13 protein-coding genes are annotated in these 13,470 nt (G+C 69.6%); 4 read left to right on the top strand and 9 right to left on the bottom strand.

The features are described from left to right. Positions 1 to 23: 23 nt before the first annotated feature. A complete protein-coding gene (locus JOD67_RS36790; RefSeq protein ID WP_205122275.1) occupies positions 24 to 566 on the top strand; it encodes a dihydrofolate reductase family protein in 543 nt (180 codons plus the stop codon). Positions 567 to 578: 12 nt separating this feature from the next. Here the strand turns inward: JOD67_RS36790 and JOD67_RS36785 are convergent, their stop codons facing one another. The 6 genes from JOD67_RS36785 to JOD67_RS36760 form a co-directional block, all read right to left on the bottom strand. Further along, positions 579 to 1,769, bottom strand: coding sequence for a SatS C-terminal domain-containing protein (locus JOD67_RS36785; RefSeq protein WP_205122274.1), 1,191 nt, complete (start codon positions 1,767 to 1,769; stop codon positions 579 to 581). A gap of 194 nt (positions 1,770 to 1,963) precedes the next feature. After that, positions 1,964 to 2,842 (bottom strand): aldehyde dehydrogenase family protein, encoded by an 879-nt coding sequence (locus tag JOD67_RS36780; protein ID WP_205122273.1) that lies wholly within the window; start codon positions 2,840 to 2,842, stop codon positions 1,964 to 1,966. Beyond that, a complete protein-coding gene (locus JOD67_RS36775) occupies positions 2,829 to 4,268 on the bottom strand; it encodes an aldehyde dehydrogenase family protein (RefSeq protein ID WP_205122272.1) in 1,440 nt (479 codons plus the stop codon). Before JOD67_RS36775 ends, JOD67_RS36780 begins: the two co-directional genes overlap by 14 nt. An 82-nt stretch (positions 4,269 to 4,350) precedes the next feature. Next, on the bottom strand, positions 4,351 to 5,472 hold the full coding sequence (locus JOD67_RS36770) for a PD40 domain-containing protein (protein WP_205122271.1): 1,122 nt from the start codon (positions 5,470 to 5,472) through the stop codon (positions 4,351 to 4,353). Further along, positions 5,469 to 5,990, bottom strand: coding sequence for a SigE family RNA polymerase sigma factor (locus JOD67_RS36765; protein ID WP_205122270.1), 522 nt, complete (start codon positions 5,988 to 5,990; stop codon positions 5,469 to 5,471). The genes JOD67_RS36770 and JOD67_RS36765 overlap by 4 nt, the downstream gene beginning before the upstream one ends. A gap of 58 nt (positions 5,991 to 6,048) precedes the next feature. Beyond that, a complete protein-coding gene (locus JOD67_RS36760) occupies positions 6,049 to 6,687 on the bottom strand; it encodes a hypothetical protein (RefSeq protein WP_205123382.1) in 639 nt (212 codons plus the stop codon). Between the two features lie 76 nt (positions 6,688 to 6,763). Between JOD67_RS36760 and deoC the strand changes: the two genes are divergently transcribed. Next, positions 6,764 to 7,714: a deoxyribose-phosphate aldolase gene (gene deoC / locus JOD67_RS36755; RefSeq protein WP_307782685.1), complete on the top strand. Its 951-nt coding sequence runs from the start codon at positions 6,764 to 6,766 to the stop codon at positions 7,712 to 7,714. 213 nt (positions 7,715 to 7,927) lie between these two features. On the opposite strand, the gene JOD67_RS36750 is transcribed toward deoC, so the two are convergent. Then, positions 7,928 to 9,559 (bottom strand): phospho-sugar mutase, encoded by a 1,632-nt coding sequence (locus JOD67_RS36750; protein ID WP_205122268.1) that lies wholly within the window; start codon positions 9,557 to 9,559, stop codon positions 7,928 to 7,930. 20 nt (positions 9,560 to 9,579) lie between these two features. Continuing rightward, on the bottom strand, positions 9,580 to 10,455 hold the full coding sequence (locus tag JOD67_RS36745) for a LysR family transcriptional regulator (protein WP_205122267.1): 876 nt from the start codon (positions 10,453 to 10,455) through the stop codon (positions 9,580 to 9,582). A gap of 118 nt (positions 10,456 to 10,573) precedes the next feature. Here JOD67_RS36745 and JOD67_RS36740 point away from each other — a divergent pair, with 118 nt between their 5' ends. Next, positions 10,574 to 11,593: an aldo/keto reductase gene (locus JOD67_RS36740; protein ID WP_205122266.1), complete on the top strand. Its 1,020-nt coding sequence runs from the start codon at positions 10,574 to 10,576 to the stop codon at positions 11,591 to 11,593. 73 nt (positions 11,594 to 11,666) lie between these two features. Further along, positions 11,667 to 12,107: a VOC family protein gene (locus JOD67_RS36735; RefSeq protein WP_205122265.1), complete on the top strand. Its 441-nt coding sequence runs from the start codon at positions 11,667 to 11,669 to the stop codon at positions 12,105 to 12,107. Between the two features lie 521 nt (positions 12,108 to 12,628). On the opposite strand, the gene JOD67_RS36730 is transcribed toward JOD67_RS36735, so the two are convergent. Then, entirely contained in the window at positions 12,629 to 13,432 is an 804-nt protein-coding gene (locus JOD67_RS36730; RefSeq protein WP_307782684.1) for a purine-nucleoside phosphorylase, read from the bottom strand. Positions 13,433 to 13,470: the final 38 nt, after the last annotated feature.

Genomic DNA, 13,470 nt, shown 5'->3' with positions numbered 1-13,470 from the left:
TCACCTCTCCTGAGGAGTTTCTCGTGCGTTCTCTCATTCTCCGCAACAGCCTGTCCCTCGACGGCTACGCCGCACCCCCAACCAACGTGCCCGAAGACTTCTTCCTGGAGTACGACGAAGACGAGGAGTTCGTCGCGCACATGACCGACATCCTCGGCAGCGCCGGCGTCCACGCGATGGGTGCCCAGGCGTACCGCGAGATGGCGGGGCACTGGCCGTACACCGACGGCCCCGAGGCCGACGCGATGAACAGGATCCCGAAGGTCGTCTTCTCCCGCGGCCCGATCGACACCCCGTGGGAGAAGACCACGGTCTGCTCCGGAGACCTCGCCACCGAGATCGCGGCACTGAAGGCGCAGGACGGCGGCCCGATCCTCGCCCACGGTGGCGTACGGTTCGCCCAAGCACTCGTTCGCGCCGATCTCGTCGACGAGTACCACCTGCTGATCAACCCCATCGCCCACGGCAGCGGCAGCCCGCTGTTCACCCAGTCCACGAAGCTGAAGCTGGTCGACGTGAAGTCGTTCCCGCGAGGCAACCTCGCCCTGACCTACACGCGTCCGTAGGGCTGCTGAGGATCAGACGTCGATGAGGTGGACCTTGGCGTACACCGCTTCGACCAGGCGGTTCCAGGCGTCCTGCACGGACTTGGTGTCGGCCGAGCCCAATGCCTGCTCCGAGCCGGGGCGGTCCTGGGCGCGGTCGATCGCGACCGTGACCATGAACCGGCCGACCGGCGACTCCGTACCCAGCAGCGCGGCCACGTCGGCCCACTTGCCCCAGGCGGTGAGGCGGGACAGCTCCGACCACGCGGTCACCAGGCGGTCGGCCTGCTCGACCGACAGCGCCGGGCTGATCGAGTCGGCGATCTCCACCAGGTCGAAGATGAAGTCGTCCGCCGGCGTCAGCGAGAGGTCCGGGCGCGTGTCCACGTCGGGCAGGCGTACGCCCGGCAGCGTGCCCGCCTTCCCCGAACCCAGCTCCGAGCGCAGCGTGTCGACGTCGGTCGCGGCGAGCAGCGACATCGAGCCGCTGGAGTAACGGCCGAGGTAGTTCGGCCGGCCCTCGTGCAACGTGGTCGTCCGCAGCGTGTACGCACCCTGCTCGGAGAACGCGAACCACACCGTCACCGCGTCGACGATGTCCTCGATCGGGGTGCTGTCGCCCGAACCCGAGGCCGCGGCCGAGCCCGGCAGCGAGCTGGTGTCCACCTGCTCGATGCCCTTGGTCACCGCGTTCACGCACCACACCCAGTGCGCGCCCATCAGGTCGACGACGTGCTGCCGCCGCTTCTCGGTGCTGAACAGGCCGCCGGCCTGCTCACCGGCCGCCAGGTGCTCGACCTCGTGGTCGTCGCGCAACGCGTCGGCGTGCTCATCCTGGATGTCCTGGTAGTCGAGCAGGTCGAGCAGCAGCGCCAGCGTCGAGCCGAGCGACGCCTGCTCCTCCTCCTCGAGGTGACCGTCCGCGAGCTCCGGCGGGGCACTGAGGTCGTACGCGCACAGTTCCTCGGCGTACTTGTCGATGTCCCAGTCCTGCACCCCGGACAGGTACGGGCTCGCCGTGAGGTCGTGCTCGGCGTCGGACTTCACGAACCGGGACAGCGTGCTCAGGTCCGGGAACGCGAAGACCTTGCCTTCCTTGCCCAAGAACGCGGCCGATCCGTCGTCGACGGCCTGCCAGCCCGGCTGGTACAGGGTCATCACGGTGCCCGTCGGCAGCTTCAGCTCCACCGGCACGATCGGCTCGTTGACGAAGGTCGTTGTCACCCACCGAAGCCTAGCCACCCGCCCCGCCCGCCTGGACGTTGGCGCCGGACGGCGTGGGCTGCAGGTGGTCGCCTCACACGGCCAGTGGCCCCTCTACCTGGCGTACACCCCACGCAAAGGGGCCAATGATCATGTAAACATGATCATTGGCCCAAGGTGCCGGACCGGACGGAGCTAGCTGGCTGGCTGGCTGGCTAGATGCCTATCGGGTGCCAGACCGTCTTCGTCTCGAGGTACGCGGTCAGCCGGCCGATGCCCGGGTCGGCGGACCAGTCCGGTGCCTTGTCGGGGACGCGAAGCACGCGCTTGAGGTTCTCGGCCGCCGCGAGCTCGAGCTCCTTGCCCAGTTCGGCATCGGCGACGCCGACGAGGTCGATCGCGTTCACGTCCATGTGCCCGGCGAGCCAGGGCGCGACCTCGGCCACCCGGCCGGTGAGGATGTTGACCACGCCGCCCGGCAGGTCGCTGGTCGCGAGCACCTCGCCGAGCGTGATCGCCGGCAGCGGGCGTTCCTCGGCGGCGAGGACGACAACGGTGTTGCCGGTCACGATCGCCGGCGCCACGACGGAGATCAGCCCCAGCAGGCTGGAGTCCTGCGGCGCGACGACCGCGACGACACCGGTCGACTCGGGCACCGAGAAGTCGAAGTACGGGCCGGCGACCGGGTTGGTCGAGCCGACCACCTGCCCGATCTTGTCCGCCCAGCCCGCGTACCAGACCAGCCGATCGATCGCCTCGTCGACGGAACGTTCAGCCTTCGCCCGCGACGAACCCTCGCCGGCCGCGACCTCGTCGACGAACTGCGAGCGCCGGCCCTCGAGCATCTCCGCGATCCGGTAGACGACCTGGCCGCGGTTGTACGCGGTCTTGCCGGTCCAGCCCGGCCACGCCTTCCGCGCCGCCACGACCGCGTCGCGCGCGTCCTTGCGGGACGCCAATGCCGCATTGGCGAGGAAGGCCCCGCGAGCGTCGTTCACCACGTAGCTCCGGCCGGACTCGCTGCGGGGGAACGCCCCGCCGACGTACAGCTTGTAGGTCTTGCGGACCGCGAGCCGGTTGTCAGTGCTTGGCAAGGTAGGCCTCCAGCCCGTGCCGTCCGCCCTCGCGGCCGTAGCCCGACTCCTTGTAGCCGCCGAACGGCGAGGTGGGGTCGAAGCGGTTGAACGTGTTCGCCCACACCACGCCGGCGCGGAGCTTGTCGGCCATCCAGAGGATCCGCGAGCCCTTCTCGGTCCAGACGCCGGCGGACAGGCCGAACGGGGTGTTGTTGGCCTTCTCGATCGCCTCGGCCGGCGTGCGGAACGTGAGGATGCTGAGGACGGGGCCGAAGATCTCCTCGCGCGCGATCCGGTGCGCCTGGGAGACGCCGGTGAAGATCGTCGGCGGGAACCAGTAGCCGCGCTCCGGGAGGTCACAGGGGGCGGACCAGCGCTCGGCACCCTCCTGCTCGCCGACGTCGCTGAGCATGCGGATCTTGGCGAGCTGCTGGGGCGAGTTGATCGCGCCGATGTCGGTGTTCTTGTCGAGCGGGTCGCCGACGTTCAGCGTGCCCATCCTTCGCTTGAGGCTGGCGAGGACCTCTTCGTACACGCTCTCCTGGACGAGGAGGCGCGAACCGGCGCAGCAGACATGACCCTGGTTGAAGAAGATCCCGTTGACGATGCCCTCGACGGCCTGGTCGATCGGGGCGTCCTCGAAGACGATGTTCGCGGCCTTGCCGCCGAGCTCGAGCGTGACGCGCTTCTTCGTACCGGCGACACTTCTGGCGATGGCCTTGCCGACGTCGGTCGAGCCGGTGAACGCGATCTTGTCGACGTCCGCGTGCGTCACCAGCGCCTGGCCAGTCGCGCCGGCCCCGGTGACGATGTTGACGACGCCCGGTGGCAGGTCGGCCTGCTGGCAGATCTCGGCGAACGCGAGCGCGGTGAGCGGCGTGGTCTCGGCAGGCTTGAGGACGACCGTGTTGCCGGCTGCGAGCGCGGGTGCGATCTTCCAAGCCAGCATGAGCATCGGGAAGTTCCACGGGATGACCTGCCCGGCGACGCCGTGCGGCTTCGGGTCGGCGCCGAAGCCCGCGTACTCGAGCTTGTCCGCCCAGCCCGCGTAGTAGAAGAAGTGGGCGGCGACGAGCGGGATGTCGACGTCGCGGGCCTCCCGGATGGGCTTGCCGTTGTCGAGGCTCTCGAGCACGGCGAGCTCGCGGCCCCGTTCCTGGATGATGCGGGCGATGCGGTAGAGGTACTTGGCGCGGTCGCGGCCGGGCATCGAGCCCCAGGTCTTCTTGAACGCCGTACGCGCCGCCGCCACGGCCCGGTCGACGTCCTGCGGTCCCGCCTCGGCGACCTCGGCCAGGACCTCCTCGCTGGAAGGGCTGACCGTCTTGAACATCCGGCCGTCTTTCGGCTCGACGAACTCGCCGTCGACGAACAGCCCGTACGACGACCGGAGGTCCACGATCGAACGTGACTCCGGTGCCGGGGCGTACTCGAACTTCCCCATCGCTGACCCGTCCTCCGCCGTGTCCGACGCACAGCCTGCGGCCCAGCGTAGACGCCCGGCGGAGAACGGGTCAGTGCCCTGGTCAGAGCAGGTCGGTGGCCACCGAGATCGAGTCCTGGACCGTGGAGCCGACGACCTCGGTGAACGGGGACTCCTGCTCGGTCTCGGCGTCGACAACGACCAGCTCCTGGCGTGACCGCGAGTCGTCGAGGTACCCGTTCGAGATCAGGACCCGCTCGTTGTCCAGCCAACCCAGGACCGAATGGCGATCGGCGTCCCCGTCTCCGGAACCCATCCCGATGTAGATCGGGACCCTGGGCGGTTCGAGACGGAGGGTCCTAATCTGTGCCGGATCGTCGACCACGGCGCGCATCACGACAGCCAGGTGCTTGCCGTCGGGGGAGACCAGGCCGGTGGCGCCGCTTCGATCCCGGGTGAGGCTCAGGGCGTTCGGCAACGTACCTCTGGTCACTCCCGTGCGGTCGACCATCGGCAGCTCTTGCTCGTCGAGCGTGTCGAACGGGATCAAGGCCTCGGCGTTCGGCAGCCCCAGCAACCACCCGTCCTTCAGGGTCGCCGTGACCTTGCCGGTCATCACATCGACGAGCTTGGTCTGGGACTTGCCCGAGACGGTGAGGTTGAACGCGACCGCCTTGCTGGCCGGAGCCCACATCGCGCGTCCGTAGGTCGTGTCCTCGAGCTCGAACAGTGGCGTCACCGTGCCGCTTGCCAGCTCGCGGAGTACCAACCAGTCGCCGCGGGTGTACGCGATCTGCTTGCCATCCGGCGAGACGGTGATCGCCTCCTTGCCGTTCGTCGACGGGCGGGCGTCGACAACGGCCCAGTGCTTGTTGTCCTCGGTCATGATCCGCGGCTCCACGCAGTCCGGCGTGGCCGTCGGGGAGCCCCCGCAGCTCGTTGCGTAGGCCAGGCGGGCCGGCCCGACGCCCTGCGCGGGCAGGTTGTCCGCGGTCGCGGGAACCTCGATCCGCTTGCCCCATGGCGCGGCGGGCACGAAGTCCGTCCCGAACAGGTTCGGTCGGATCGCGAGCCCACCGACGACCGCCATGGCGACCGCCGCAACGACGAGGGGCGCCTGGACGTAGCGCCGGCGGCGGGCCCTGGTCAGGGCGAGGTCGGCGGCTGCGGGGGACAGTGGCGGAGCGTTTTCGGCGATGCGGTCGAGCTCTTCTCGCAGGTTCATCGGATGCCTCCGTTCGCGTCCAGCTCGACCAGGTCCGCGCACAGATCGCGGAGCTTGGCGAGCGCGGAGTGGGTCTGGCTCTTCACCGTTCCGGCGCTGCAGCCGAGGATCGCCGCGGCCTGTTCGACGTCGCGGTCCTCGTAGAAGCGCAACAGGATCACGGCTCGCTGCCTGGGGGCGAGCTTCGCGAGCGCGTCGTCGAGCGCCATTTTGTGGATGCTGGAGTCGACGAACGACTCCCCGTCGCGTTCTGGTGTCGCGTCGACCGGAATCTCCCGGTTGCGGCTCACCCGCCACCACGAGACGTACTCGCGGTAGATCGCCTTGCGTGCGTACGCGTCGGCGTGGTCCGGCGAGCCGAGCCGCCACCAGCGCAGTGCGACCTTGGTCAGGACGCTCTGGACCAGGTCCTCGGCCAGGTGGTGATCTCTGGTCAGCAGAAAGGCGCACCGGATCAGGGAGCTTCCGCGCGCGTCGACGAACGCGCGGAACTGCTCGTCCCTGCTGGGTCTTGTCATGCGTACCCCCTCGTCCTCGCAATCAAGGACGAGCCCAGGGCGTGCTTCGGTTGGGTGGTTATCCGATCAGAATCGCGAGGATCGCGACGACGACCGCGACGGCGAAGACGGTGATCTCGATGGTGGCCCAGCGTTCCTCGACGGCCGGCTGGTCGGTCGACTTGTCCCGGAACTTCTCGGCCATGGTCTCGACCCGGTGCGCGGCGTGCTGCGCGGGTGGGCGGGCCGGGGTCTTTGGGTTGGGGCTGGGCATCTCGTGCGTGCCGGGGTCGATGTCCACCTGGCCGCCCGCGCCGCTGAGGCCGCGGCCGCCTCGTGCCGCGCGCCTGATGGCGCGGCGGTCCGGGCCGCCGGCGATGACGGCGACGGAACGGTGCTGTTCCTCCCCGGTCTCGACGACCAGGGCGGGCGAGACCCGCGTGCCGGTGACGAGATGCCACGGGATCACCTTGTCGCGCAGGAAGTTGCGCAGCACCAGGTTGCGCTCGTACGCGACCACCGAGGGCCGGATCAGCCCGACCCAGATCACGGCTCCGACCGCGACGGTGATCGCGGCGATCTTGAGGCCCTCCCACGTACGGAACTCGATCACGACGTCGACGACCATCACGGCCCCGATCGCCAACGCGATGAACCCGAGCACGCGGCCGCCCATCGGGGCGAAGCTCTCGACGACCTTGGGTCGTTTACCTGGCATTCCCGCACCCTACCCACGCTCGCGGCGGGAGTCTTTGGTCGTTACGGATGTGTTGTCTCCGCCTACACTGGCGGGCGTGACGGTCACCGGCAGTGCGGACATCTCGGACATCACGTCCTCGGCCTCCCAGCTGCGCCGGTTCCTGGCCGGGTTGCCGGGGGTCGACCAGGTCGGGGCGGAGGCGCGGGCCGCGACGTTGTCGACCCGTTCGATCAAGACGACGGCCAAGGCGTACGCGCTCGATCTCGCGGTCCGGATGATCGACCTCACGACGCTGGAGGGCCAGGACACCCCGGGCAAGGTCCGGGCACTGTCGGCGAAGGCGATCCGGCCCGATCCCGCCGACGCCTCCTGCCCGTCGGTCGCCGCGGTCTGCGTCTACCCGGACATGGTGCCCGTCGCGAAGGCCGCCGTCGCCGGGTCGACGGTGAAGATCGCGAGCGTCGCGAGCGGCTTCCCGTCGGGGCGTACGAGCCTCGACATCAAGCTCCGCGACACCGCCGACGCGGTGGCAGCGGGTGCGGACGAGATCGACATGGTGATCGACCGCGGGGCGTTCCTCGCGGGGCAGTACGGGCAGGTCTTCGACGAGATCGTGGCGATCAAGGGCGCGTGCGGAGCGGCGCACCTGAAGGTGATCCTGGAGACGGGCGAGCTCGCGACGTACGACAACGTCCGCCGCGCGTCCTGGCTCGCGATGCTGGCCGGCGCGGACTTCATCAAGACCTCGACCGGCAAGATCGCGCCGGCCGCGACGCTACCGGTGACGTTGGTGATGCTCGAAGCGGTGCGCGACTTCCGCGACGCGTACGGCCGCCAGGTCGGCGTGAAGCCGGCAGGCGGGATCCGTACGTCGAAGGACGCGATCCGCTACCTCGTGCTGGTCAACGAGACCGCCGGCGACGACTGGCTCGACCCCGACTGGTTCCGCCTCGGCGCGTCCAGCCTGCTGAACGACCTGCTGATGCAGCGCACCAAGATGCGCACCGGCACGTACTCGGGGCCGGACTACTTCACGCTCGACTAGGGCCTGTGACGAGCGTCGTTGACGAGCAGGCTGCCCCGGGTGCTCCTGGATGGTTCTCCGGTGCCCTCGGTGGATCCGGAGTGGCGGCAAATGATCATGTTTACATGATCATTTGCCGCTCCACGTGGGATACACCCCGCGTAGAGCACCCACTCGCCAGGTAAAGCGGCATCGGTGCCCGTCCGCCAGCACCGTCGACTTACGCGACAGGGACTAGCCGACGAGCTTCTCCAGGTCGGCGCGGATCGCCGCGATGCCCTCAGCGGCGGCTGCCCGGGCGGCGGTCAGGTCGTCGGCCGCGGGCTCCACCACCTCGAGGTAGCACTTCAGCTTGGGCTCGGTGCCACTCGGGCGGACCACCACGCGGGCCTCGCCTTCGAGCGTGAAGCGGAGGCCGGGCGTCGGCGGCAGCGGGCCGGTCGGGGCGGCGAGGTCGTCGATCCGTTCCACCGTCCGTCCGCCCAACGACGACGGCGGGGACGACCGGAGACGTTCCAGGGTCTGGCCGATCGAGGCGAGGTCGGTCACCCGGACCGACAGCTGCGACGTCGCGTGCACGCCGCACTCCCGCGCGAGGTCGTCGAGCAGGTCGAGCAACGTACGCCCGGACGCCCTGAGCGAGGCGGCGAGCTCGGCGACCCGCACGAGCGTCGAGACCCCGTCCTTGTCCGCCACCGCCGTGGGATCGACGCAGTAGCCCAGCGCCTCCTCGTACCCGAACGCCAGCCCCGGCACCCGCCCGATCCACTTGAACCCGGTCAGCGTCTCCACGTACGGCTGCCCGTGCTTCGCCGCGATCTTCCCCAGCAGCGTCGACGAGACGATCGTGGTCGCGAACGTCCCCGCGGCCCCCGACGCGAGGAGGTGCGAGGCCAACAGGGCACCCAGCTCGTCGCCCGTCAGCATCCGGAACCCGTCCCCGACTGGCACCGCGACCGCGCACCGGTCCGCGTCCGGGTCGTTCGCCACCACCAGGTCGGCTTCGATGCGCGCGCCGAGCGCCAGCGCGAGGTCCATCGCGCCGGGCTCCTCCGGGTTCGGGAACGTGACGGTCGGGAACGCCGGGTCCGGCGCCACCTGCTCGGCGACCACCTCCGGCAACGCGAAGCCGGCCCGCGCGACCGCCTCGCGCACGAGCGTCCAGCCGACCCCGTGCAACGGCGTGTACGCCATCCGCAGCTCGCGCGGCCCGCCGGCCGACACCGTCGACGCGATCCGGTCCAGGTACGACGCGACGAGCGAGTCGTCAATGGTCTCCCATTCCGAGCCCAACGGCACCGATGCCAGCGGGCCGACGGCCGCGATCTCCGCCGAGATGTCGCTGTCCGCCGGCGGGACGATCTGCGAGCCGTCGCCGAGATAGACCTTGTATCCGTTGTCCTGCGGCGGGTTGTGCGACGCGGTCACCATCACGCCGGCGACGCAGCCGAGCTGTCGGATCCCGTACGCGAGCAACGGCGTCGGCAGCGACCGCGACAGCACGAGCGGCTCCAGGCCGGCGCCAGCGAGCACGGCCGCGGTGTCGGTGGCGAACGTGTGGGAGTTGTGGCGCGCGTCGTACCCCACGAGCACCTTTCCGCCGCCTCGGGCGCTCAGGTACGCGGCGAGGCCGGCGGCGGCGCGGATGACCACGACGCGGTTCATCCGGTTCGGCCCGGCACCCATCGCGCCGCGCAACCCCGCCGTCCCGAACTCCAGCGGCCCGCTGAACCGGTCCTCCAGCTCAGCGAGCGCCGCGGCTTCTCCAGCCTCGGTCGCGGCGACGACAGCAGTGAGTTCGGCCCGGGTGTCCGGGTCGGGATCTTCGGCAATCCAGGCGCGCGCGGCCCCCACGAGGTCGGTCATGACCACAACCTATTGCGCGGTCAGCCGCGGAGGGCCTCGTCGGCGAGCAGCGCCCGCGCGGCGGCGCTGGCGGGCCGGCCCGCGGCGGTGGCGATGCCGATCCGCCACTCCGGCACGGGTGCTCTCAGCGGGACGAAGCGTGCCGTCGTCCGCTTCATCGTGAACGTGTGCGGCACAAGCGCGATCCCCAGCCCGTGGCCGACGAGATCGAGCAGCGAGTGCACGTCGTTGACCTCGAACGCGACGCGGCGGTCGAACTCCGCGCCGGCCAGCGCCAGGTCGGTGACGTCCCGCGTGACCCAGCCCGGCTGGAAGTCGACGAACGTCTCCTCCTTCAGCTCGCCCAGCTCGACGCTGTCCTTCTCTGCCAGCGCGTGCCCGGCGCCGCAAGCCAGCACCATCGGCTCGGAGGCCAACGGCGCGACCGCGACACCGGCGACCGGGCGTGAGGGAGTCGTGACGAACGCGACGTCCACGTCACCCGCGCGTACCTGCTCCACCAGGTCCGGCGAGCTGGCGTGCCGCAGGTGGATCTCGATGCCGGGATGCGCCTGGGAGAAGCGGGCCAGCAGGTCCGGAACGTGCAACGCGCCGAGGCACTGCATCGACCCGACGACGAGCCGGCCGGTCAGGACGCCCTGCACCGCGGCGACCGCGTCGCGGGCGGCGGCGACGTACGTGAGCGTGTGCCGCGCCTCCGACAGCAGCGCCCGCCCGGCGTCGGTGAGCTCGACGCTGCGCGTGTTGCGGAGGAACAGGACCGCGCCGAGCTCTCGTTCCAGCGAACGGATCGACGTCGACAGCCCGGACTGGGCGACGTGCATCCGTTGCGCGGCCCGGGTGAAGTGGCGTTCCTCGGCGACGGCGATGAAGTACTCGAGCTGGCGCAGCTCCATGGACCAATCTCCTAGAGCGATCGATGGGATCGGATCCTTCTGTTGGACAGTTTAAATGGGCTCGGCAAGAGTAGGAGAGGGATCGTTCCGCCCGCCGCTTTCTGGAGGTCTTGCCCGCATGGAGTACCGCAAGCTCGGCAACACCGGCACGGCCGTGTCGTCGCTCTGCCTCGGCACGATGACGTTCGGCTCGGAGACCGACGAGGAGCTCTCGCACCGCCAGCTCGACCGGTTCGTCGAGGTCGGCGGCAATTTCATCGACACCGCGAACGTCTACTCCGGCGGTGTCTCGGAGGAGATCATCGGCCGCTGGCTCGGCAAGCGCCCGGAGCTGCGCGACCAGCTGGTGATCGCGACGAAGGGCCGGTTCCACCGTTCCGGTGAGCGGCACCTGGTCGGCAACTCGCGGACCAACCTCACCCGTGCGCTCGACGCATCTCTTCGTCGGTTGGGCGTCGAGACCATCGATCTGTACCAGGCGCACGCGTTCGACGCGGTGACGCCGCTGGAGGAGACGCTGCGGTTCTTCGACGACGCCGTACGCGCCGGCAAGATCCACTACGCGGGGGTCAGCAACTTCCTCGGCTGGCAGCTGCAGAAGGCCGCGCTGCTTTCGTCGTTCCACAACACGGTGCCGATCGCGACGCTGCAGCCGCAGTACAACCTGCTGCAGCGGGCGGTGGAGTTCGAGCTCACGCAGGTGTGCCTGAACGAGAACATCGGCATCCTCCCGTGGTCACCGCTCGGTGGCGGCTGGCTGTCCGGCAAGTACCAGCGCGACGCCGTCCCGACCGGCGCGACCCGGCTCGGCGAGAACCCCGAGCGAGGCATGGAGGGGTGGCGGAAGCGCAACGCCGACGAGCGGACGTGGCGCGTGATCGACACCGTTCGGGCGCTTGCTTCTGCGCGTGGCGTCTCGATGGCCCAGGTGTCGCTGTCGTGGCTCGTCGACCGGCCGGCTGTGACGTCGGTCATCCTGGGTGCGCGGACTCTCGAGCAGCTGGACGACAACCTCGGCATGGCGGACCTGCACCTGTCCGCGGAGGAGACGGCGTCGCTGGACGAGGCGAGCGCGCCGATCGTCGACGACTACCCGTACGGCGGGCCGGGCGTGAACCAGCGCAACCGTTCGCTGTAGGTCTCTTGAGTGCGAAGCCGGGCAGGGTCGCCCCCTGCCCGGCTTTGCCTTGTGCGGGGGTACCGTCGCCGGGATGGTGTTCTGGCAGCTGACCGTGGACGCTCACGACCCGCCGCGGCTGGCCGAGTTCTGGGCCGTGGCCTTGGGCTACGAGCCGGTGCCGCCCACTGGGCCTTCGACGACGTGGCATACGCACTATCGGGATCGGCTGGGGTCGCGTTCTGCGTTTGAGGACCGGATCTTCGATCCGCTCGGGCAACGGCCGCCTATGTGGTTCCAGCAGGTGCCGGAGCGCAAGGCTGGCAAGAACCGGCTGCATCTCGATCTCTATCCGACTGGTCGGGATGACACTTTGTCCCAGGCTCGGCGGGTGCAGATCGTGGACGAGAAGGTCACCGAGCTGCAGACGATCGGGGCGTCCGTAGTGCGGCGGACGCGCGAGGACGACCCGGCCGATCCGGAGTACTACGTGGTGATGCGCGATCCCGAGGGCAACGAGTTCTGCGTGAGCTGACCACCGTTTTTGATGAAGGGCACCTTCATTCAATAGGTTCGAATGAAGGTGCCCTTCATTAAAAACCAGCGGCGGACGGAACCACCCGGCCTCATCTGAACAGCAAGGGGCCGAGGGCCCACAAGCGACCTCAGCACGGCAACCAACCCAAGCAAGAAGGAACCTCTCCCGGGACCCTGTTCCGGGGGCAGGGGCGGCGCGCTTGAAACTGGTGGCCGGGCCGGGGCGAGTCAAGGGCCGCTCCGCGGTCGCGAAGCGACGTCGCCCCTCTGCGAAGCCGCCGCGGCGCCCTTGACGCGCCCCGGACCGGCCACCACACTCGACCGCCGCAACAGCCCGACCAGCTGATCGCCCAAGCCCAGTTGGGCAAAGCAACAGCAAGACCCAAAGCTCAGCCACCCGCGCATGGAGTGTTGGCATGGGCGGTTTCCCAGCTCCCACCGCTCCCTCCGCGTTGGATGAAGGGCACCTTCATCCAATAGGTTTGGATGAAGGTGCCCTTCATCCAAAACAGGCGCCAGTTAGAGCTGGGTCACCACCGAAGCGAGCAAACTGCCCATGCGCTCGGCGGCCACCCTGCCGGCCTCCAGTACCTCGGCGTGGTCCAGCGGTTCCCCGGTCATCCCGGCAGCCAGGTTCGTCACCAGCGACAGCCCCAACACCTCGGCCCCGGCTTCGCGGCAGGCGATCGCTTCCAGCACCGTCGACATCCCCACCAGGTCCGCGCCGATCGTGCGCAGGTACCGAATCTCCGCCGGCGTCTCGTAGTGCGGCCCCGGCAGCTGGGCATAAACGCCCTCCGTCAGCGACGGATCCACCGAACGGCAGAGGTCCCGAAGCCGCGACGAGTACAGATCAGTCAGGTCCACGAAGCGCGCCCCCGACAAAGGCGACTGGCCGGTCAGGTTCAGGTGGTCCGAGATCAGCACCGGCGTCCCCGGCGACCACTCCGTCCGCAAGCCCCCGCAGCCGTTCGTCAGCACCACGATCCGGCACCCAGCCGCCACGGCCGTACGCACCGCATGCACCGTTGCCGCGACGCCGAGGCCCTCGTACAGGTGCGTACGGCCCATGACGGCCAGCACACGCCGGGAGCCGACCGACAGGCTCCGGAGCAGGCCGGCGTGTCCCTCGACCGCCGGCGGGGCGAACCCCGGCAGGGAGGTCGACGAAACCTCGGCGACCGTGGTGCCGATCAGGTCTGCCGCGGGTCGCCAGCCGGAGCCCAGCACCACCGCGACATCGTGCGACTCAATCCCGGTCAGAGTGCGGAGCGTGGCGGCCGCGGCCGAGGCGGCGGCGTACGGGTCAGAGAAGTCGGTCACGGTACGGAAATCTACTGCGTGGCGAGGCCGCGACCGGA

It is taken from the genome of Tenggerimyces flavus (assembly GCF_016907715.1).
Taxonomy (GTDB): domain Bacteria; phylum Actinomycetota; class Actinomycetes; order Propionibacteriales; family Actinopolymorphaceae; genus Tenggerimyces; species Tenggerimyces flavus.
The sequence above is the reverse complement of the archived record's forward strand: the minus strand, read 5'-3'. Positions and strand labels throughout refer to the sequence as shown.

What these genes read in the sequence shown, in the direction of transcription:
- JOD67_RS36775 (WP_205122272.1), bottom strand. Translation starts at nt 4,268, where the DNA reads ATGGGGAAGTTCGAGTACGCCCCGGCACCGGAGTCACGTTCGATCGTG.
- JOD67_RS36770 (WP_205122271.1), bottom strand. Translation starts at nt 5,472, where the DNA reads ATGAACCTGCGAGAAGAGCTCGACCGCATCGCCGAAAACGCTCCGCCA.
- JOD67_RS36765 (WP_205122270.1), bottom strand. Translation starts at nt 5,990, where the DNA reads ATGACAAGACCCAGCAGGGACGAGCAGTTCCGCGCGTTCGTCGACGCG.
- JOD67_RS36760 (WP_205123382.1), bottom strand. Translation starts at nt 6,687, where the DNA reads ATGCCAGGTAAACGACCCAAGGTCGTCGAGAGCTTCGCCCCGATGGGC.
- JOD67_RS36750 (WP_205122268.1), bottom strand. Translation starts at nt 9,559, where the DNA reads ATGACCGACCTCGTGGGGGCCGCGCGCGCCTGGATTGCCGAAGATCCC.
- JOD67_RS36745 (WP_205122267.1), bottom strand. Translation starts at nt 10,455, where the DNA reads ATGGAGCTGCGCCAGCTCGAGTACTTCATCGCCGTCGCCGAGGAACGC.
- JOD67_RS36740 (WP_205122266.1), top strand. Translation starts at nt 10,574, where the DNA reads ATGGAGTACCGCAAGCTCGGCAACACCGGCACGGCCGTGTCGTCGCTC.
- JOD67_RS36735 (WP_205122265.1), top strand. Translation starts at nt 11,667, where the DNA reads ATGGTGTTCTGGCAGCTGACCGTGGACGCTCACGACCCGCCGCGGCTG.